Source organism: Streptomyces sp. NPDC046203 (genome assembly GCF_040646255.1).
Lineage (GTDB): Bacteria > Actinomycetota > Actinomycetes > Streptomycetales > Streptomycetaceae > Streptomyces.
In genome coordinates this window covers 1-20,379 of record NZ_JBEYZX010000016.1, presented here as the reverse complement: position 1 = coordinate 20,379, position 20,379 = coordinate 1, and the positions used below count along the sequence as shown (strand labels likewise).

The following is a 20,379-nucleotide window of genomic DNA, read 5'->3' as shown; positions in this document are numbered from 1 at the left end:
GACTGCCGGAGCCGAGCCCGGCCCGCACCGCGAGCGGGCTCGGGCCGCGGCACGGAGCCTCCCGGAGCCGGTCCTGGAGCCCTGCCGAAGCCGGGCCTGACCCGGGGCAGGGCCGGGGCAGGGCCGGGGCAGGGCCGGGCGCCGTCCCGGAGTCGTGCGGAGTCGTACGGAGTCGTGCGGCAGCAGCCCCGTCACGGGACGATGTGGCGGCCCTCCGGTCGCGCGCTGCACGAGGCCCGGAAGGAGCAGGTGGTGCACTGCTGACCGGCCGTTGGAGTGAACCTCTCGTCCAGCACGCGGCCGGCGGCGGTGGCGAGGAGGTCGCCGATCCAGGTACCCGCCGTCCCCGGCGTCCCCGCCGTACCGCCCGCGCCGTCCGTGCCCTCCGTACCCCCGGCGCCCTCCGTACCCCCGGCACCGTCGCCGCCGCCGCCTTCGAGAGGGTCCTGCTTCTGCACCTTCGGCAGCGCGTCCCCGCCCTCCTTCTTGGGCGCCGGCTGCCGGAGGTGGACCAGTTCGGCGCCGCCGGGCTCGGGCGTACGGCCGCCGAAGACCTCGTCGACGGCGCCCGCGCGGACGGCGAGCTGGTAGACGGCGAGCTGCGGGTGGCGGGCGACCTCGTCCTTGGTCGGGGCGGACTTGCCGGTCTTGAAGTCGACGACGTACGCACGGCCCTGCTCGTCGGTCTCGACCCGGTCCATGGAGCCCCGGATGCGCACCTGGTACGCACCGGCGGCGAGCGTCACGTCGAAGTCGTGCTCGGTGGCGGCGGGGGTACGGCCGGCCCGGTCCAGGACGTGCCAGTGCAGGAAGCGTTCCAGGGCGGCCCGGGCGTTCGCCTTCTCCTGCCCGGACTTCCACGGCGCGTCGAAGGCGAGGGCGTCCCAGACGGATTCCAGACGGGCCATGAGCACGTCGAGGTCGGCGGGCGTACGGCCGGAGGCGACCTCGTCGGCGAGGACGTGGACGACGTTGCCGAAGCCCTGGGCGGCGGTGGCGGGGGCGTCGGCCCTGACCTCGCGGCCCAGGAACCACTGGAGCGCGCAGGTGTTCGCGAGCTGGTCGAGGGCGGAGCCGGACAGGGCGAGCGGCAGGTCGCGGTCGCGCAGCGGCACGGCGCTGCGGGTCGGCTCGGCCAGGCCCCACCAGCGGTCCGGGTGGGCGGCGGGGACCAGCGGGTTGCCGTCCTCGTCGGCGAGGGCGGCGAGGTGGGCGAGGCGTTCGGCGGCGGCGGCCCGCAGCCGGGGCGATGCCTCGGGGTCGACGGTGGTGGCGCGCAGCTCCGCGACCAGCGCGGCGACCGCGAGCGGGCGGCGGGGCCGGCCGGTGATCTCCTTCGGTTCGACGCCGAGCTCGGTCAGGAAACGGGACGGCTGGTCGCCGTCCTCGGCCGGCGCCTTGACGGCGGTGACGACGAGCCGGTCGCGGGCCCGGGTCGCGGCGACGTAGAACAGCCGCCGTTCCTCGGCGAGCAGGGCACCGGGGGTGAGCGGCTCGGCGAGACCGTCCCGGCCGATCCGGTCGGCCTCCAGGAGTGAGCCGCGGCGGCGCAGATCGGGCCAGCGGCCCTCCTGGAGCCCGGCCACGACGACCAGGCTCCATTCGAGGCCCTTGGCGCGGTGCGCGGTCATCAGGCGGACGGCGTCGGGGCGGGTGTGTCGGCGGGTGAGGGTGTCGGCGGCGATGTCCTGGGCGTCGAGTTCCTCCAGGAAGTTGAGCGCGCCTCGGCCGCCGACCCGGTCCTCGGCACGGGCGGCGGACTCGAACAGCGCGCAGACGGCGTCGAGGTCGCGGTCGGCGTTGCGGCCGGCCGGGCCGCCGCGCAGCGAGGCGCGCTCCAGCCGGCCGGGCCAGCCGGTGCCGTTCCACAGCAGCCACAGCGCCTCTTCGGCGGTGCCGCCGGCCGCGAGCGTGTCGCGGGCGTCGCGCAGCAGCCCGCCGAGGATACGGGCGCCCCGGGTGTACGTCCGGTCGTGCGCCACCAGCCGCTCCGGCTCGGCGAGCGCCCGCGCGAGCAGGACGTCCGACGGGGCGGGCACCTTGTTCCCGCCGGCCCGCTCCTCGTCCCGGAGCGCCCGGCCGAGGCGCCGCAGATCGGCCGGGTCCATCGCGGCGAGCGGCGAGGCGAGCAGCGCGACGGCGGTCTCGACGTCGAGCCACCCGGCGCGGGCGGGGGTGGGGGTGGGCGTGGGCGTGGCGGGGGCTGCTTCTCCGGGTACGTCGGGTTGCCCGGGTACGTCCGGTTCCCCGGGTACGTCGGGGCCGGCGGCCTCGGAGGGCGCGGGCTCCGGCGGTACGGCGTCGGCGTCGGTGCCCTCGTGGACGTCGGGCGACTGCTCCGGTTCCGGCTCCCCCTCCTCGTACGCCCCGGTGGCCTCGTCCTCACCCACGACCGTCCCCGCCCCGTTCGCCGCCGCGCGCAGCGCGAGGAGCAGCGGGGCCACGGCCGGCTCGTGGCGCAGCGGGATGTCGGCCGCGTCGGTCTCGACCGGGACACCGGCCGAGGTCAGGGCGCGCCGGAGGGACGGGAGGTGGGCCGAGGCGCGGGTGAGGACGGCCATGTCCTGCCAGGGGACGCCGTCCTCCAGGTGGGCGCGGCGCAGCAGGTCCGCGATGTTCTCGGTCTCCGTCGAGGGCGTGGGGTACGTGTAGACCTCGGCCCGGCCACCACCCCGTACCGGCTCCAGGGCGCGGTGGGCGCGGGCCTGGGCGGCGGGGAGCCGGGGCAGCGGCATGCGCTGGGCGAGCAGCCGCGTCGCGGCGAGCAGGGCGGCGCCGGAGCGGCGCGAGGTGCCGAGGACCCGTACCGGTCCGCCGAAGACGGCGGGGAAGTCGAGGATGCCGTTCACGTCGGCGCCGCGGAAGGCGTAGATCGACTGGTCGGGGTCGCCGAAGGCGACGACCGCACCGGTGGTGCCGGCCGTGAGCCCGCGCAGCAGCCGGACCTGGGCCGGGTCGGTGTCCTGGTACTCGTCGACGAAGACCGCGTCGTACGCGGGCAGGACGCCGGGCGCGGCCGACTCGGTGAGCAGGACGGCCCGGTGCACCAGCTCGGTGTAGTCGACGACGCCCTGGAGGTCGAGGACGTCGAGATATTCGGCGAGGAAGCCGGCCGCCGCCCGCCAGTCGGGCCGGCCGACGCGCCGGGCGAAGGCATCGAGGGCGTCCGGGCCGAGGCCCAGCTCGCGGGAGCGGGCGATGACCGCGCGGACCTCGTCGGCGAAGCCTCGGGTGGTGAGGCAGGCGCGCAGTTCGTCGGGCCAGCCGACCTTGCCGAGGCCGGCCTTCTCCAGGTCGATCTGTCCGGCGAGCAGTTCGCGCACCGCGAGGTCCTGCTCGGGTCCGGAGAGCAGGCGCAGGGGTTCGGCGAAGAGGTCGGCGTCCTGGTGGGCGCGGATCAGGGCGTAACAGTACGAGTGGAAGGTGGTGGCCTGCGGGGGGCGCCGGCCGCCGAGCCGGGTCGCCATCCGGTCGCGGAGTTCCACGGCGGCCTTGCGGCTGAAGGTGAGGACGAGGATCCGCTCGGGGTCGGTGCCCTGTTCCATCCGGGCGGCGACGGACTCGACCAGCGTGGTCGTCTTGCCGGTGCCGGGGCCCGCGAGGACGAGAAGCGGTCCGTCCCGGTGCTCAACCACCGCCCGCTGCGTCGCGTCAAGCAGAGGGGGCCGCACCGGTGCCGGCACCGCCCGGACCAGCCGGTACGCGCCGGGGCCCCGCGTTTGCCGAAGGGCGGAGGAGGAAGTCACGTGGGTCGCCGGTCCTGCTGGGGTGTCGTGGATACGGTGCGCGGGGCGCTCGGGGCTCCCGGGCCCCGGGGTGCCTCGGCGCGGAGCGCGACCTTCGACGTTACGCGATCGGACGCCCGGAACTCACGCGTCCGGACCCCGGGCGCGGGTATCTCACACGCGACGGTCCGGGTGGTCGGTGACGCGCGCTGCCGCGCCCTGGACTCGCGGGCCCTGTCGTCCCCGACCACGGCCTCCCGAGCCCCGCTGTCGCGGATCCCGCCGACTTTGGACCGGGTCTGGCTGAGGCGACGTGTCGCGATCAGGCTGGTCCGGCTGTCTCGTACATCTGTGTCTGGCTGTGGCTGTGGCTCTGGTTTTGTCCTGGGCTCAGCGGGCTCAGCGGCCTCGGCTGGCGCGGCTGGCTCGACTGCCCCAGCCGCCTCGGCTGTCCCAGCGGCCTCAGCCGTCTCTGCCGTCCCAACCGCCTCAGCCGTCGGTGCCGGGCTCCCCGGCGCCCGCCCCCTCGCCGTCCCAGCGCGCCCGGCGCATGTCCAGGCGCGGGACGCCGCTTCCGCGCGGGTCGCGCAGTGGGGTGTTCTCGGCCCGGTAGTGGCCGAGGGCGCGCTGTTCGTGTCCCGGCAGGATCGTGCCGTCCGCGCGCACCACGCGCCACCACGGCACGGAGCCGCCGTACAGCGCCATGACCCGGCCGACCTGGCGCGGGCCGCCCTCGCCGAGCCATTCGGCGACGTCACCGTAGGTCATCACCCGGCCGGGCGGGATGTCCTCGGCGGCCTGAAGGACTCGTTCCGCGTACTCCGGCAGCTCGGGCGGCTCGTACGTCTGCATCGGCCCATCCTGCCGTACGGCACCGACAACCCCCTGATGCCTCCGTTCGGGCTCACTTCGTGCCACCATCGTGCGGGCGGTGACTGGTGATACGAGATCAACAAAACGTAACGACGAAGACGAACGCGGCGGCCCCGGTCCGCCCGACGACAGCCGATGAGCACGCGGTTGAGCACGCGGTGCACGCAGAGACGGACATGGTGATGGCGCACGACAGCCGGCCCGAACGCGCATCCGAGCGCGTATCGGGCGACGAGCCCCTGCTCGCCGCGCGTGTGCACCGGCCGTCCGATCTGATGCGGCTGCTCGTCGGCATCCTCGCCATCGCCCTCGTCCTCGCCATCGCCGCCTTCGCCCAGGGCACGACCTCCGGCCTGGAACACGACATCAACAAGGGCGCCGGCGGTGCCCCCGACATCTTCGTCAAGCTCGCCGGGCTCGTCTCCTCGATCGCCGTCCTGCTGGTCCCGGTCGCCTTCGCCATCGAGCGGCTCATCAAACGCGACGGGCTGCGGATCGCCGACGGCGTCCTCGCCGCCGTCCTCGCCCACGGCGTGACCCTCGCCACCGATCTGTGGGTGGCGCAGGTGGCACCCGGCAGCATCCAGGACGCCCTGACCCAGCCGCAGTCCGGCGGCGGACTGAGCGATCCCGTCCACAACTACCTCGCCCCCGTCATCGCGTACATGACCGCCGTCGGCATGGCCCGCCGCCCGCGCTGGCGGGTGGTGCTCTGGGTGGTGCTGCTGCTCGACGCGTTCACGATGCTGGTGGCCGGCTACACCACCGCCTTCTCGATCATCCTCACCGTGCTGATCGGCTGGACCGTGGCGTACGGGACGCTGTACGCGGTCGGCTCGCCCAACGTCCGGCCGACCGGGCAGACCCTCCTCGCCGGACTGCGCCGGGTCGGCTTCCGGCCGGTGACCGCGCTGCGCGCCGAGGGCGTGCCGGACGCGTCGGACACCGGCGACCGGGGCCGCCACTACGTCGTCACGCTGGAGGACGGCCCGCCGCTGGACGTGACGGTCGTCGACCGCGAGCAGCAGGCGCACGGCTTCTTCTACCGCGCCTGGCGCCGCCTCACCCTGCGCTCCATCACCACCGGCCGCTCGATCCTCTCCCTGCGCCAGGCCCTGGAACAGGAGGCGCTGCTCGCGTACGCGGCGATCGCGGCGGGCGCGAACGCGCCGAAGCTGATCGCCACCTCCGAGCTGGGCCCCGACGCGGTGATGCTCGTCTACGAGCACCTCGGCGGCCGGACCCTGGACTCGCTGGACGACGACGAGATCACCGACGATCTGGTCCGCGGCGCCTGGCGGCAGGTCAAGGCGCTCCAGTCGCGGCGGATCGCGCACCGCCGGCTCGCCGGGGACGCGATCCTGGTGGATCGTTCCGGCAAGGTGATCCTCACGGATCTGCGGGGCGGCGAGATCGCCGCCGGCGACCTGGTCCTGCGGATGGACATCGCACAGCTGCTCACCACGCTCGGTCTGCGGGTGGGAGCCGAGCGGGCGGTGGCGATGGCCGTGGAGGTCATGGGGCCGGACACGATCGCCGGCTGCATGCCGCTGCTCCAGCCGATCGCGCTCAGCCGGTCGACCCGCGCCGAGCTGCGCCGGCTCGGCCGCGAGCGCTCCAAGCGGGAGCGCGACATGGTCCTCGCGGCCTCGGAGGCGGCCCGCGAGGCACGGGCCGAGGCCCGGGCCAAGGCCAATCTGACGACCGACCGCAAGGAAGCGCGGGCGGAGAAGCAGGCCGACAAGAAGGCCGAGAAGCGGGCGCTGGACGAGGCCCTGGACGAGGCCCGCGAGGAGGATCTGCTGGTCCAGATCCGGCAGCAGGTGCTCCTGATGCGGCCGCAGGCCCCGGTGGAGCCGGTCCGTCTGGAGCGGATCAAGCCGCGCACCCTGGTGTCGCTGATCGCGGGCGCCATCGGCGCGTACTTCCTGCTCGGGCAGATCGCCCGGACCCCGCTGTCGACGATCGCCCAGGCCGACTGGTGGTGGGTGGGGGCGGCCGTGCTGTTCGCGGCGGCCAGCTATGTCGCGGCGGCGATGAGCCTGCTCGGCTTCGTGCCGGAGCGGGTCGGGTTCCGGCGGACGGTGGTGGCGCAGGTCGCCGGCTCGTTCGTGAAGATCGTCGCGCCGGCGGCGGTCGGCGGTGTGGCCCTGAACACCCGCTTCCTCCAGCGCGCCGGCGTACGCCCGGGGCTCGCGGTGGCGAGCGTCGGCGCGTCGCAGCTCTTCGGCCTCGGGGCGCACATCGCGCTCCTGCTGACCTTCGGCTATCTGACCGGTACGGAGAAGACGCAGTCGTTCACCCCGTCGAGGACGGTGATCGCGGGCCTGTTGACGGTCGCGGTCCTGGTCCTCGTCGTCACGGCGATCCCGTTCATGCGCAAGTTCGTCTCGACGCGGCTTCGCTCGCTGTTCGCGGGGGTGGTGCCGCGCATGCTGGACGTGGTCCAGCGGCCGATGAAGCTGGTCACCGGCATCGGCGGCATGCTGCTGCTCACCGCGTCGTTCGTGTTCTGCCTGGACGCCTCGGTGCAGGCGTTCGGGCACGGGGCGGTCTCGGTCAGCTACGCGAGCGTGGCGGTCGTCTTCCTCGCGGGCAACGCGCTCGGCTCGGCGGCGCCGACGCCGGGCGGTGTCGGCGCGGTCGAGGGCGCGCTGATCGCCGGTCTGCTGGCGGTCGGGCTGCCGATCGAGGTGGCCACTCCGGCGGTGCTGCTGTTCCGGCTGCTGACGCTGTGGCTGCCGGTGCTGCCGGGCTGGATCTGCTTCAACTGGCTGACCAGGCGCGAGGCGTTGTAGGCCCGGTGGCGTGGGGGCCGGATACCTTGGCGGCCCGGCCCCCGGCCACGTAAAGTCGCGATCTTCGGCTGGTGGAAGCCGTCCGGAGTCCCCGTGAGGCCACCCGCCCATGAACCCTGACGCCGCACCTGACGCCACACCCGCGGCTCCCGCCCGGCCCCGGACTCCCTCCCGGCTCCGGCTCGACCGCGCCCTGGACCGTATCGACCTGGTCTTTCGCGGGATGACCGCCCGCGCCGACGAGGTCCAGTGCGTGTGCCACTGGGGTGACGCGGACGAACTGGCGCTGCTGAAGATCCCGGACGTCCCGCTCGCCCCGGACCTGCTGTTCCGTACCTGGCGGGCCTCCGACTGGGACGACCACGGCGCGGTGCTGCGCCGCGTCCTGCCGCAGTTCGCCCGGCAGCTGGCCGACGGCCTCGTCCCCGACTGCCTCATGGACGAGGCGGGACGTTCGTTCGGCCGTGGCCGGTGGCAGCGGTGGCCCGCGCCGCAGCGCGCGGCGGTGCGGGAGTTCCTGCGGGCTTGGTGGACCGACCTCCTCGACACCCCGGATCCCACCGTCCCCGCGCACGCGGCCCTCGTGCTGTGCTTCGAGGCGTCCGGCACGCTCGGCCCGTGGCTGGACATCTGGGAGGCACGGGACCACCCCGTGGCCGGCCGGCATCTGGCCGAGGCCGCCGCCCGCTGGGAGTACGACCTGCTGCGGGAGAACACGCTCCCTTGGCGGGTCTGGAACACCGACCCGGAAGTCGACCCCGATTCGGAAGCCCTCCGCGACGAGCTGACGGCCTGGCTGCTCCGGCACGCCGTACCTCGGCTGCGAGCCCTGGAAGGGGTGCCCGAGAGTGTGCCGCGGCGGATACGGCTCCTCGGACTCACCGGACCGGCCCGCTGGGAGCATCCGGACTGGCAAGCCCTCCCCTCCCTCCACCACGACTGAGACCGGGCCCCGCGCCCGGGCGCCGCGCCTCGTACCCCCGCGCGCCTCCACTGCCCCGTGCCCCCGCCGCCCCGTACCTCTGACGCCCCCGCCCTCACCCCCCGTACAGCCCCACCAGGAACCCCAGCAGCACCAGCGAACAGCCCAGTTCCACCGCGCCGACGACCGGAGGCGTGAGGCGGTGGCCCGGCAGGACGGCGGCGCGGGCCAGGTAGAGGGCGAAGGGGACGGCCAGCCAGGGGCTGAGCAGCGTCGCCGCGATCAGCGCGAGGGCGTGGTAGGCGACCGAGCCGCGCCGGTGGGCGAGGGAGTCGCGCTCGCGGATCATCGTCTTCACGTACGGGACGGTGCCGGCGAAGTAGAGCAGGCAGGCGGTGGCCGGGGCGAGGCCGTCGGCGAGGGTGCCGCCGCCGAGGCGCAGGGTCACCAGGAGCATGCCGCAGGCGGGGACGACGGCGGCGATGCCGTTGAGCAGATCCCTCTCCCGGTTCGTCCGGGCGTGCCAGGCGTTGACGGCGAGGAACGGTGCCATCGCCGCCGCCGCGAGCAGCAGCCACGGTTCGGCGACGGCGAGCGGCACGCCGAGGACGGCGGTGACCGCGCCGAAGACGAGCCCGGGCCGGACATGCCGGCCGGCGGCGCGCGGGTTACGGGACAGCCGGCGCAGCCGTAGCCATTGCTGGGCGTGGAAGGCGGCGATGTACGCCGCCAGCCAGGCCGCGAACAGGGGGAGATCGATCCAGGCCGGACCGCCGATCAGCACGCCCGCGAGAAACGGGACGGCGAGCATCGCCCAGGCTCCGTGCTGGTTGGGCAGCCAGCGTCGTACGACAGCACTCACGACCTCGACATTCCCATGCCATCCGCCGGGGTCACTACGGGATTTGGTCACAGCGGGCAGGGCCGGACGGCCCCCCTTTCGCACCGCCCCGGCTGCCTAGGCTCGCCGTGCCGGACGCGTCATTCGTGTGAAGGAGCCGGACGTGCAGCCAAGGCCCAACCCTGCCGAAACCCTGCTGCGGGCGGGCAGGTATTTCTCCCGCGCCGAGGTCTCCGACGACCTGCGGGAGGTGCATCGCACCGGGGGCCGGGAGGGCGAGTCGTTCTACCGGGACCGCTGGAGCCACGACAAAGTCGTGTACTCGACGCACGGGGTCAACTGCACCGGTTCGTGCCGGTGGAAGGTGTACGTCAAGGACGGCATCATCACCTGGGAGACGCAGGCCACCGACTATCCGTCCGTGGGCCCGGACCGGCCCGAGTACGAGCCGCGCGGCTGCCCTCGCGGCGCCTCCTTCTCCTGGTACAGCTACTCCCCCACCCGGGTCCGCTATCCGTACGTCCGGGGCACGCTCCTCGGCATGTACCGGGAGGCGAAAAAGCGGCTGAAGGACCCGGTGCTCGCCTGGGCGGACATCCAGCGCGACCCGGGGCGCCGGCGCGCCTACCAGCGGGCCCGGGGCAAGGGCGGGCTGGTGCGGACGACCTGGGAGGAGGCGCTGGAGATCGCCGCCGCCGCGCATGTGCACACCATCAAGGAGCACGGCCCGGACCGGGTGGCGGGCTTCTCGCCGATCCCGGCGATGTCGATGGCCTCGCACGCGGCGGGCGCCCGTTTCCACTCGCTGATCGGCGCGCCGATGCTGTCGTTCTACGACTGGTACGCGGATCTGCCGGTGGCCTCGCCGCAGGTGTTCGGCGACCAGACCGACGTACCGGAGTCGGGCGACTGGTGGGACGCCGCGTATCTGCTGATGTGGGGCTCGAACGTACCGGTGACGCGGACGCCGGACGCGCACTGGATGACGGAGGCCCGTTACCGGGGCCAGAAGGTCGTCACCGTCTCGCCGGACTACGCCGACAACACCAAGTTCGCCGACGAGTGGATGCATCCGCACCCGGGGACGGACGGGGCGCTGGCCCTGGCGATGGGGCACGTGATCCTCAAGGAGTTCTTCGTCGACCGCGAGACCCCGTTCTTCGCGGACTATGTGCGCCGGTACACCGATCTGCCGTTCCTGGTGACGCTGCGGGAGACCGAACAGGGCCTGGTTCCGGGGAAGTTCGTGACCGCAGCCGACCTCGGGCAGGAAGTCGAGCACGCCGAGTGGAAGACGGTCCTTCTCGACGACGCGACCGGCGAGCCGGTGGTCCCGAACGGCACGCTCGGGCACCGGTGGGGGACGGAAGGGAAGGCCGACTGGAATCTGGACCTGGGGGATGTCGTACCCCGGCTCAGCCTCTTCGAGGAGCAGACCGGGGACGTGGGCTCGGGGTCGGGGTCGGGCTCGGGGTCGGGCTCGGGGTCCGCCGAGGTCGTGCTGCCGCGCTTCGACGAGGAGGGCGCGGTGCTGCGGCGGGGCGTCCCGGTCCGCCGGCTCGGCGGCACCGGCCGCGAGGACGGCGAAGGGCTGCTGGTCACCACGGTGTACGACCTGCTGCTCGCGCAGTACGGGGTGGGGCGTCCGGGGCTGCCGGGCGAGTGGCCCGCCTCGTACGAGGACGCCGGCGCGGTCGGCACGCCCGCCTGGCAGGAGACCCTGACGTCCGTACCGGCCGCCCAAGTCACCCGTATCGCGCGGGAGTTCGCGGACACTGCCGAACGCTCGCACGGCCGCTGCATGATCCTCATGGGCGCGGGCACCAACCACTGGTTCCACTCCGAGACGATCTACCGGACCTTCCTCGCCCTGCTCACCCTCACCGGCTGCCAGGGCCGCAACGGCGGCGGCTGGGGCCACTACGTCGGCCAGGAGAAGTGCCGCCCGGTCACCGGCTGGGCCACCCTCGCGAGCGCGGGCGACTGGGCCAGGCCGCCCCGGCACATGATCGGCGCGGGCTGGTTCTATCTGCACACCGACCAGTGGCGGTACGACTCGCTGCCCGCCGAGTCGCTGGCCTCGCCGCTCGCCGAGGGCCGCTTCGAGGGGCTGACCGGCGCGGACTGTCTCGCGGCGGCGGCCCGGATGGGCTGGATGCCCTCGTACCCGACCTTCGACCGCAATCCACTGGACCTCGGCGACCAGGAGGATCCGGTCGGCGACACCGTGCGGGCCCTGGAGGACGGCACGCTCGGCTTCGCGGGCGAGGACCCGGACGCGCCCGCCAACTGGCCCCGGGTGATGACGGTGTGGCGGGCGAACCTGTTCGGCTCCTCCTCCAAGGGCAATGAGTACTTCCTCAAGCATCTCCTCGGCACCCACTCCAACCTGCCCGCCGACGGCCCTCGTTGCGCACCGCGCGAGGTGCGGTGGCGCGACGAAGACGTCGAGGGCAAGCTCGATCTGCTGCTGTCGCTGGACTTCCGGATGACGAGCACCTCGCTCCTCTCCGACATCGTGCTGCCGGCCGCCACCTGGTATGAGAAGCACGATCTGTCCTCCACGGACATGCATCCCTTCCTGCACGCCTTCACCCCGGCCGTGGACCCGCCCTGGCAGGCCCGCTCCGACTACGACGCCTTTCTCGCGCTCGCCCGCCGCTTCGGCGAACTGGCCGGGGAACACCTGGGCGTACGCCGGGACTTGGTCGCGACCGCGCTCCAGCACGACACCCCGGGCGGCGAGATGGCCCAGCCGGGCGGGGTGGCGCTCGACTGGTCGAAGGGCGAGTGCGCGCCGGTGCCGGGGCGGACCATGTACAACCTGACGGTGGTCGAGCGGGACTACGGGGCGGTCGGCGAGAAGTTCGCGGCACTCGGCCCGCTGGTGGACCGGCTCGGGGTGACGACGAAGGCGATCACGTTCGACGTCGCCGAGGAGGTCGCGTATCTGGCGGAGAAGAACGGCCGGGTGCGCGGCGGGACCGCCGACGGACGGCCCCGGCTCGACACCGCGCGCCGGGCCTGCGAGGCGATCCTCTCCCTGTCCGGCACCTCCAACGGCCGTCTGGCGACCCAGGGTTTCAAGAAACTGGAGGCCCGGACCGGGCAGCCGATGGCACATCTCGCGGCGGAGGCCGAGGGCAAGCGGATCACCTTCGCGGACACCCAGGCGCGGCCGGTGCCGGTGATCACCTCGCCGGAGTGGTCGGGCAGCGAGTCCGGCGGGCGCCGCTACACCGCCTTCACCGTCAACACCGAGCAGCTCAAGCCCTGGCACACGCTCACCGGCCGCCAGCACTTCTTCCTCGACCACGACTGGATCCACGAGGTCGGCGAGGCACTGCCGGTGTACAAGCCGCCGCTGGACATGCACCGGCTGTACGGGGAGCCCGCGCCCGGCACGACCCGGGACGGCGCGGCCGGGCGGGAGGTCGCCGTCCGCTATCTGACCCCGCACAACAAGTGGGCGATCCACTCCCAGTACCAGGACAACCTCTACATGATGACGCTCGGCCGGGGCGGGCAGACGATCTGGATGTCGCCCGAGGACGCCGAGGCGATCGGGGTCGCCGACAACGACTGGATCGAGGCGGTCAACCGCAACGGCGTGGTCACGGCGCGGGCGATCGTCTCCCACAAGATGCCGGCCGGCACGGTCTACATGAACCACGCGCAGGAGCGCACGGTCGGCGTGCCGAAGACCGAGTCGACGGGCCGCCGGGGCGGCATCCACAACTCGCTGACCCGGGTGATGCTCAAGCCGACTCATCTCGTCGGCGGCTACGCCCAGTTGACGTGGGCCTTCAACTACCTCGGGCCGACCGGCAACCAGCGCGACGAGGTGACGGTGATCCGCCGCCGCGACCAGAAGGTGGAGTACTGACTCATGCGCGTGATGGCTCAGATCGCGATGGTCATGAACCTCGACAAGTGCATCGGCTGTCATACGTGTTCGGTCACCTGCAAGCAGGCGTGGACCAACCGGCAGGGCACCGAGTACGTGTGGTTCAACAACGTCGAGACCCTGCCCGGCCAGGGCTATCCGCGCCGCTGGGAGGACCAGGAGCGGTGGAAGGGCGGCTGGGAGCGGACCCGTTCGGGGCGGCTGCGGCTGCGCGCGGGCGGCCGGCTGAAGCGGCTCGGGCAGATCTTCGCCAACCCCGAACTGCCGGAGATCGAGGACTACTACCAGCCCTGGACGTACGAGTACCGCAACCTCACCGACGCCCCGGCCGGTGACGACCTGCCGGTGGCCCGGCCCGTCTCCCAGCTCACCGGCGCACCGCTCGACAAGGTGGAGTGGGGCCCCAACTGGGACGACAACCTGGGCGGCGCCCCCGAACACGGCCCGCGCGACCCGCTGGTGGAGAAGGTGCGCAAGGAGGTCGGCGAGAAGATCCGGTTCGAGTTCGAGCAGAGCTTCCTCTTCTATCTGCCCCGGATCTGCGAGCACTGCCTCAACCCGGCCTGTGTGTCGGTCTGTCCGTCGGGCGCGATGTACAAGCGGGAGGAGGACGGGATCGTCCTGGTCGACCAGAACGCCTGCCGGGGCTGGCGGATGTGCGTGACCGGCTGCCCGTACAAGAAGGTCTACTTCAACCACGCCACCGGCAAGGCGGAGAAGTGCACCTTCTGCTTCCCCCGGGTGGAGGTCGGGATGCCGACGGTCTGCTCGGAGACATGCGTGGGCCGGATGCGCTATCTCGGCGTGATGCTGTACGACGCCGACCGGGTCGCCGAGGCGGCGGCGGTGGAGGACGAACACGACCTGTATCCCGCCCAGTTGGACTGCTTTCTGGATCCGGGCGATCCGGTGGTGACCGAGGCGGCGCGGGCGTCCGGGATCACCGAGGAGTGGCTGGACGCGGCCCGCCGCTCGCCCGTGTACGACCTGATCGCGACCTACCAGGTGGCGCTGCCGCTGCACCCGGAGTACCGGACGATGCCGATGGTCTGGTACGTGCCGCCGCTCTCGCCGGTCGTCGACGCGGTCGCCGCGTCCGGGCACGACGGCGAGGACGCGGGCAATCTCTTCGGCGCGATCGACGCGCTGCGGATCCCCGTCGAGTATCTCGCCGAGCTGCTGACGGCCGGCGACGCCTATCCGGTGGAGGCGGTGCTGCGGCGGATGGCGGCGATGCGCTCCTATATGCGGGCAGTCAACCTGGGCGAGGAGCGGGACGAGACGATCGCCAAGGCCGTGGGGCTGACGGGCGAGGAGATGGAGGACATGTTCCGGCTGCTCGCCATCGCCAAGTACGAGGACCGGTACGTGATTCCGACGGCGGCACGGCAGGACGCCGACGACCTGGCCGCCGCGCACCCGCTGCCCCTGGAGGACGGCTGCCCGGTCGGCGAGGCGGGCGAGGCCGGCGGCAACGGCCGCCGCGTCCTGCTCAACCTCGGCCGGACGCGGAGGGCCGACGCGTGAACGACGACGCCGTGATCCGGCTGGTGGCCGCGCGCTGTCTCGCCTACCCGGACGAAGCGCTCTACGCCGAACTGCCGTTGCTGCGCGAGGCAGTGGCGGACATCCCACAGGCGAAGGGCCTCGCCGAGTTCCTCGACCACCTCGCGGACACGGACCCGCTGGAGCTGGCCGCCCACTACTCCGACACCTTCGACACCCGTAACCGCCGCTGCCTGTATCTGACGTGGTGGACGGACGGCGACACCCGGCGGCGCGGCCTCTCGCTCGTACGGATCAAGCGGATCTACCGGCAGTACGGGCTGGAGTTCGGCGGCGAGGAGCTGCCCGACTTCCTCCCGGCGGCGCTGGAGTTCGCCGGGCAGTGCGTCGCGGCCGGTACGGAGCTGCTCCAGGAACACCGGGCCGGGCTCGAACTGCTCCGCCTGGCCCTGGAGTCGGCGGACACGCCGTACACCCGGGTCGTCGAGGCCGTGTGCGCGACCCTGCCCGGCCCGTCACCGCGGACCCGGGAGGAGGCGAAGGCGCTGGCCCGCTCGGGGCCTCCGCGTGAGCTGGTGGGCCTGGGCGCGGGGGACGGCCCGCCCACGCTCGTCGTACCGGACGGGCTGGGTGAGCCGGACGGGCCGGACGGGCTGGGTGGGCCGGGTGGGCTGGGTAAGCCGGACGTACGGGACCGGCTGAGCGGGCCGGACGTACGGGACCGGCTGGGCGGGCTCGAACCGCGGGGCCCGGGCGTCGAACTGCCCTGGCCGGTCACCCGCCCCGGCGCCGGCCACTCCGCACTCCCCCGGGCCGCCCACTCCGGGGCCGCCCGCCCGGGGACCCCTCGCCGTACGGAAGGGATGGCAAACTGACATGAATCTCGTCCTATGGGGCGTCCTGCCCTACGTCTGTCTCGCCCTGCTGATCGCGGGCGGCATCTGGCGCGGTCGCTACGACCGCTTCGGCATCACCACCCACTCCTCCCAACTGCACGAGTCGCGGCTGCTGCGGATCGGCTCGCCGCTGTTCCACTTCGGGATGGTGTTCGTGGTGCTCGGCCACGCGGTCGGGCTGCTGATCCCGATGAGCTGGACGGACGCGATCGGGCTGAGCGACCACGCGTACCACCTGATGGCGATCTCGACGGGCGCCGTCGCGGGCCTGGCCGCGGCCACCGGCATCGGGATCCTCGTCTACCGGCGGCTGCGGGTGCCGGCGGTGCGGCGGGCGAGCCTGCGCAGCGACGGCGTGATGTACGCCGTTCTGTTGGGCGCGATGAGCCTCGGGCTGCTCGCGACGGTGCTCAACTCGACGGGTGCGACGGATGGTTACAACTACCGCGAGGGCGTCTCGGTGTGGCTGCGGTCGCTGTTCGCGCTCGATCCGGAGTACGCGCTGATGGCCGAGGCGCCGCTGGCCTTCCGGCTGCACGTGCTGTTCGGTCTCGCGCTCTTCGCGCTGATCCCGTACTCGCGGCTCGTGCATATGTTCGCGGCGCCGGTGCGGTACCTCTTCCGGCCGTTCGTGGTCTACCGCCGCCGGCGGCCCGGCCGGCTGGGCGAGCGCGACCCGAGGCCGGGCTGGCAGCGGGTGCCGTAGAGCGGGATCCCGCGAGGCCGGGGCACGCCGGACGCGCAAGGTGCGGAGCGGGGCCGGGCGGGGTGCCACCCGCTTGGCTCAGCGCCCCGCGCGGGGGTGCGAGGGGCGGCCGAGGATGAAGTCATGCCGATCTCCGCCGCCCAGCGCGCCGCGCTGATCACCGCGTCCGCCCTGCTCCTGACCTCCCAGACCACCGGGTGCTCGGACGGCGGGCAGCGGGCCGCGCCGCCCGCGACCAACGGGCCCACCGGGCTCGACCGGCTCGCGGCGCAGAAGCTGGAGTGGGCGCCCTGTCTGCCGCCGAACCAGGACGAGGGCGGCGGTCCCGCCCCGTCGCCGCTGCCGGGTGGCGGGTCCTGGGAGTGCACGTATCTCTCCGCGCCGCTCGACTACGCCAAGCCGGACGGCGGCACGGTCGACCTCGCCCTGATCCGCGCCAAGGCCCGGGAGCAGGGGCAGCGGATCGGCTCTCTGATCTTCAACTTCGGCGGCCCCGGCGGGTCCGGGGTCACCGCGCTGCCCGGCTTCGCGAGCGACTTCGAGGACCTGCGGTCCCGCTACGACCTGGTCTCCTTCGATCCTCGGGGCGTCGGCCGCAGCAAACCGGTCGTCTGCCTGACCGACGCCGAACTCGACGCCTACTACGCGCTCGACTTCACCCCGGACAACGCGGCGGAGGAACGGAAGCTGTCGGACGCGCAGAAGAAGTACGCCGCCGGCTGCCAGCAGCGCTCCGGCGCCCAACTGCCGTACGTCGGAACCGAGAACGCCGCTCGCGACATGGACCTGATGCGCCGGGTCCTCGGCGATCGGCAGCTCCACTACTTCGGCATCTCGTACGGCACGGAACTCGGCGGCGTGTACGCCCACCTCTTCCCGCAGAGCGTCGGCCGGGCCGTCTTCGACGCCGTGGTCGACCCCAAGGCGGGCGTGGTGGGCGGCGGTCTCGGCCAGGCGCGCGGCTTCCAGCTCGCGCTCGACAACTTCGCGCAGGACTGTCTGAACCGGGAGGGCCAGTGCGTCCTGCCGGGCACCTCCGTGGCGGAGATCGAACGCTTCATCACCGATCTGCTCGCCGCGCTCGACAAGAAACCCATCCCGGGCATCGGCGGCCGGGATCTCACGGAGACGCAGGCCACCAACGGGATCGCCCAGTCACTGTATTCGAAGGAGTTCTGGCCCTATCTGGAACAGGGCCTCGACGAAGCCGACGGCGGGAACGGGGCGCTGCTGCTCGCCCTGTCGGACTCGATGAACGGCCGCGACCAGAACGGCCGGTACAGCAATCTCCAGTCCGCGAACGCCGCCATCAACTGCGTGGACTACAAGGAGCGTTACACCCTCGCACAGGCCCGCGCGAAGCTCCCGGAGTTCGAGAAGGCGTCCCGGGTCTTCGGCGCCTACATGGGCTGGGGCCTCGCGAGCTGCGCCCACTGGCCGGTCCCCGGCACGTGGCAGCACCCGAACGTCTCGGCCCCCGGCTCGGCCCCGATCCTCGTCATCGGCAACACGGGCGACCCCGCCACCCCCTACGAGGGCGCCCGCTCGATGGTGAACGCCCTCGGCCCGGGCGTCGGCGTCGAACTCACCTACAAGGGCCAGGGCCACGGCGCCTACAACAGCGGCAACGCGTGCGTGAAGACCACGACGGACGGCTACCTGCTGGAGGGCCGGGTACCGAAGTCGGGCACGGTGTGCCGCTGAGCGTCGACGGTCGCCTCAGGCGCCGAACCGGTCGTGCTTCACGCCGTCGAGGAACGACGCGAACGCGGCGGCGGAGAGGCTGAGCGACGGCCTGTCGGTGGCCTTGGAGTCACGGACGGGGACGGTGCCACGGGAGGCAGCGAGATTCGTGGCCACCTCGACGCACTGACCGCCGTTGTTGCTGTAGGAGGACGTGAACCAGCGAGGGGATTCGGTCGTCACGACATGCCCTTTCGTGGCGGTGATTCAGGCGCTGAGCCGGTCGCGCTTCACGCCGTCAAGAAACGACGCGAACGCGGCGGCGGAGAGGCTGAGAGACGGGCCGTCGGCAGCCTTGGAGTCACGGACGGGCACGACACCGCGCGAGGCGGCGAGGTTCGTGGCCACCTCGACGCACTGACCGCCGTTGCCGCTGTACGAGGACTTGAACCAGCAGGGAGATTCGGTCATCACGACACACCCTTTCGCGGCAGGGATTCAGGCGCCGAACCGGCCGTGCTTCACGCCGTCAAGAAACGACGCGAACGCGGAAGCGGAGAGATCGAGCGACGGCCCGCCGACGACCTTGGAGTCACGGACGGGGACAGCGCCACGGGAGGCGACGAGATTCGTGGCCACCTCGACGCAGCTGCCGCCGTTACTGCTGTACGAGGACGTGAACCAGCAGGGAGACTCGGTCGTCATCTGGTGCCCTTTCGTGCGAAAAATCGAAGGGGGTCCTTCGCGCACGGTACGCCGCGACGGCGCCCTCAGCCAGACCGCATGACGAAGCCCCGCCTTGATCCCGAGCTGCCAAGGGATGGGGCGGGGCTCTTCGCGTGTCAGCGGACCTCAGGCGATGTCGAACCCATCGGTCTTGACACCCGCCACGAAGGACGCGAACGCCGACGCGGAGACGCCAAGGGCGGGTCCAGTGGTGTCCTTCGAGTCACGGACGGGAACGACACCGCGCGAGGCGGCGAGGTTCGTGGCGATCTCGACGCACTGACCGCCGTTGTCGCTGTAGGAGGACTTGAACCAGCGGGGGGATTCGGTCGTCACGACGTACCCTTTCGTACCTGCTCGATCATGGCCACGGATTCCTTCTGGGATGGCGCTTCGGCCTGGAGCTGATGGTAATCCCCCAACAGGGGGAGGACTACCGAGCTTTCCCGTTCGAGATGACCTCGCTGAGCCGACTCCGCGTAGCACATCACCGACCGATCGGGCAGGGTCAGCACCGTTATAGGGAGATTGAACGGCCGCCGCCCGCCCATGCGGAACGGAGCGACCTGGAGCACCGTGTTCGGCCGCTCGGCGAACTCCGCCAGATGTGCGAACTGTTCGCTCATGACATCCGCGCCCCCGAGGGGCCGTCGGATGCAGCCCTCGTCCAAGACCACCATCACGACCGGTGGTGGAGTCCGATCGAGTGCGGCCTGCCGCTTGGCGACAAGCGCCACGCGTTCACTTGCCTGCTCGGGCGTTGCCGCGCCACGTCGTACGGCGCTGTCGGCGAGCGCCGCCGCGTACGCCGGCGTCTGGAGCAGGCCAGGGATCACCCCGACCTCGTAGAGACGGATTTCCGACGCCCGCCCCTCGTACCCCAGGAACTCCGGGAACCCTTCCAGCAGATTTCCGTGCCTCAGCTTCCGCCATTCCCGCTCGAACGACTCAACCGTGTCGGCCAGCCCGAAGGCCACGTCAAGAGACTTCGAAAAAGCGAGAGTTGAAGACCTCCGGCCAGTTTCGACCGCAGAAATATGCTTGCTGGAATATCCCGTCTGGGTAGCCAGGTCATCCTGCCGCCATCCCCGCTCCTCACGTACCCCGCGGATACGCGCGCCGTACGCGGCCTCGGGGCCGCCTTCCGGGTTGAGCGCCTTGATGTTGACCACAACTCCCCCTTCCTGACTCGCACGTTGAAGACCTCTGCAGAGTAGGCCACGCTGACTGCACTCGGTAGCGAAGACGCAACAGAGAGGAATTGCTGTGTTCGAAAACAATGCCTGCCCGGGCCCGGCACCTGCACCGATGCCCCCCGTCGGCTCGTACATGGTCGATACCCGCATGGCGACAACTCGCCCCGGCCGGGTGATGGATTACGAAAACGGCCTCGTCGTCCTGCGCCCTGTGACCGGCGGAACCGAATGGACCGCCCCCACCACCGATCTCCGCCCGCCCACCGACACCGAAGCCGAACGCATCCGCGTCCTCACCACCCCCGTCCCCCCGGTAGTGAAACCGTGACCAGCCGAATAGAGCGCGCCGTGGGCTTTCCCTCGCGCCCGCGCCCCGAGCCGGTCGCCGGCTGCACGGTGTGCGAGCTGCTGGCGCAGCGGTTCGAGCGCTGCATGGCGCCCGGCCCGCGGCGGGACGAGTCCGCGGCCGTGGACTGCGTGGTCGAGATCCGCAACCACCCGCACGACCCGCCGAAGATGATGATCAGGCCCGTGTGAGTCGGGGTGCTGCCCGGTCACCGGATCGGCCCGGTAGAGCCGTACGTCGTCGACCAGGTCGAC

General features: G+C 72.3%; 17 protein-coding genes. 9 read left to right on the top strand and 8 right to left on the bottom strand.

Translation table 11 applies throughout. The features are described 5' to 3' along the window. Positions 1-191: 191 nt before the first annotated feature. Positions 192-3,746 carry an ATP-dependent DNA helicase gene (locus ABZ990_RS15085; RefSeq protein ID WP_361230861.1) on the bottom strand — a complete coding sequence of 1,185 codons (3,555 nt, stop codon included), beginning with the start codon at positions 3,744-3,746 and terminating at the stop codon, positions 192-194. Between the two features lie 468 nt (positions 3,747-4,214). Beyond that, on the bottom strand, positions 4,215-4,577 hold the full coding sequence (locus ABZ990_RS15080) for an MGMT family protein (RefSeq protein WP_361230859.1): 363 nt from the start codon (positions 4,575-4,577) through the stop codon (positions 4,215-4,217). Between the two features lie 197 nt (positions 4,578-4,774). Between ABZ990_RS15080 and ABZ990_RS15075 the strand changes: the two genes are divergently transcribed. Then, positions 4,775-7,396, top strand: coding sequence for a lysylphosphatidylglycerol synthase transmembrane domain-containing protein (locus tag ABZ990_RS15075; protein WP_361231031.1), 2,622 nt, complete (start codon positions 4,775-4,777; stop codon positions 7,394-7,396). Positions 7,397-7,505: 109 nt separating this feature from the next. Further along, positions 7,506-8,339, top strand: coding sequence for a hypothetical protein (locus ABZ990_RS15070; protein ID WP_361230857.1), 834 nt, complete (start codon positions 7,506-7,508; stop codon positions 8,337-8,339). Between the two features lie 94 nt (positions 8,340-8,433). Here the strand turns inward: ABZ990_RS15070 and ABZ990_RS15065 are convergent, their stop codons facing one another. Then, entirely contained in the window at positions 8,434-9,180 is a 747-nt protein-coding gene (locus ABZ990_RS15065) for a YwiC-like family protein (protein WP_361230855.1), read from the bottom strand. Positions 9,181-9,322: 142 nt separating this feature from the next. On the opposite strand from ABZ990_RS15065, the gene ABZ990_RS15060 reads away from it, so the two are divergent. The 5 genes from ABZ990_RS15060 (at position 9,323) to ABZ990_RS15040 (ending at position 17,878) form a co-directional block, all read left to right on the top strand. Further along, entirely contained in the window at positions 9,323-13,045 is a 3,723-nt protein-coding gene (locus ABZ990_RS15060) for a nitrate reductase subunit alpha (RefSeq protein ID WP_361230853.1), read from the top strand. A 3-nt stretch (positions 13,046-13,048) separates the two neighbouring features. Further along, positions 13,049-14,593, top strand: coding sequence for a nitrate reductase subunit beta (gene narH, locus ABZ990_RS15055; RefSeq protein WP_361230851.1), 1,545 nt, complete (start codon positions 13,049-13,051; stop codon positions 14,591-14,593). Then, complete coding sequence (narJ, locus tag ABZ990_RS15050) at positions 14,590-15,447, top strand: nitrate reductase molybdenum cofactor assembly chaperone (RefSeq protein WP_361230849.1); 858 nt, start codon at positions 14,590-14,592, stop codon at positions 15,445-15,447. Before narH ends, narJ begins: the two co-directional genes overlap by 4 nt. A gap of 1 nt (position 15,448) precedes the next feature. Next, entirely contained in the window at positions 15,449-16,174 is a 726-nt protein-coding gene (narI, locus tag ABZ990_RS15045) for a respiratory nitrate reductase subunit gamma (RefSeq protein ID WP_361230847.1), read from the top strand. Between the two features lie 123 nt (positions 16,175-16,297). After that, positions 16,298-17,878: an alpha/beta hydrolase gene (locus ABZ990_RS15040; protein WP_361230845.1), complete on the top strand. Its 1,581-nt coding sequence runs from the start codon at positions 16,298-16,300 to the stop codon at positions 17,876-17,878. A gap of 15 nt (positions 17,879-17,893) precedes the next feature. Here ABZ990_RS15040 and ABZ990_RS15035 read toward each other — a convergent pair whose 3' ends face one another. The 5 genes from ABZ990_RS15035 to ABZ990_RS15015 form a co-directional block, all read right to left on the bottom strand. Next, complete coding sequence (locus ABZ990_RS15035) at positions 17,894-18,100, bottom strand: DUF397 domain-containing protein (RefSeq protein WP_361230844.1); 207 nt, start codon at positions 18,098-18,100, stop codon at positions 17,894-17,896. A gap of 24 nt (positions 18,101-18,124) precedes the next feature. After that, a complete protein-coding gene (locus ABZ990_RS15030; protein WP_361230842.1) occupies positions 18,125-18,331 on the bottom strand; it encodes a DUF397 domain-containing protein in 207 nt (68 codons plus the stop codon). Between the two features lie 24 nt (positions 18,332-18,355). Beyond that, complete coding sequence (locus ABZ990_RS15025; protein ID WP_361230840.1) at positions 18,356-18,562, bottom strand: DUF397 domain-containing protein; 207 nt, start codon at positions 18,560-18,562, stop codon at positions 18,356-18,358. Between the two features lie 147 nt (positions 18,563-18,709). After that, positions 18,710-18,919, bottom strand: a complete 210-nt coding sequence (locus ABZ990_RS15020; protein ID WP_361230838.1) for a DUF397 domain-containing protein — start codon at positions 18,917-18,919, stop codon at positions 18,710-18,712. Further along, the gene (locus ABZ990_RS15015; protein ID WP_361230836.1) at positions 18,916-19,755 is read right to left on the bottom strand and encodes a helix-turn-helix transcriptional regulator; all 840 of its coding nucleotides are present in this window, start codon (positions 19,753-19,755) and stop codon (positions 18,916-18,918) included. The genes ABZ990_RS15020 and ABZ990_RS15015 overlap by 4 nt, the downstream gene beginning before the upstream one ends. A gap of 94 nt (positions 19,756-19,849) precedes the next feature. Between ABZ990_RS15015 and ABZ990_RS15010 the strand changes: the two genes are divergently transcribed. Continuing rightward, positions 19,850-20,107: a hypothetical protein gene (locus ABZ990_RS15010; protein ID WP_361230834.1), complete on the top strand. Its 258-nt coding sequence runs from the start codon at positions 19,850-19,852 to the stop codon at positions 20,105-20,107. Beyond that, on the top strand, positions 20,104-20,316 hold the full coding sequence (locus ABZ990_RS15005) for a hypothetical protein (RefSeq protein WP_361230832.1): 213 nt from the start codon (positions 20,104-20,106) through the stop codon (positions 20,314-20,316). The genes ABZ990_RS15010 and ABZ990_RS15005 overlap by 4 nt, the downstream gene beginning before the upstream one ends. The last annotated feature ends 63 nt before the right edge of the window (positions 20,317-20,379 follow it).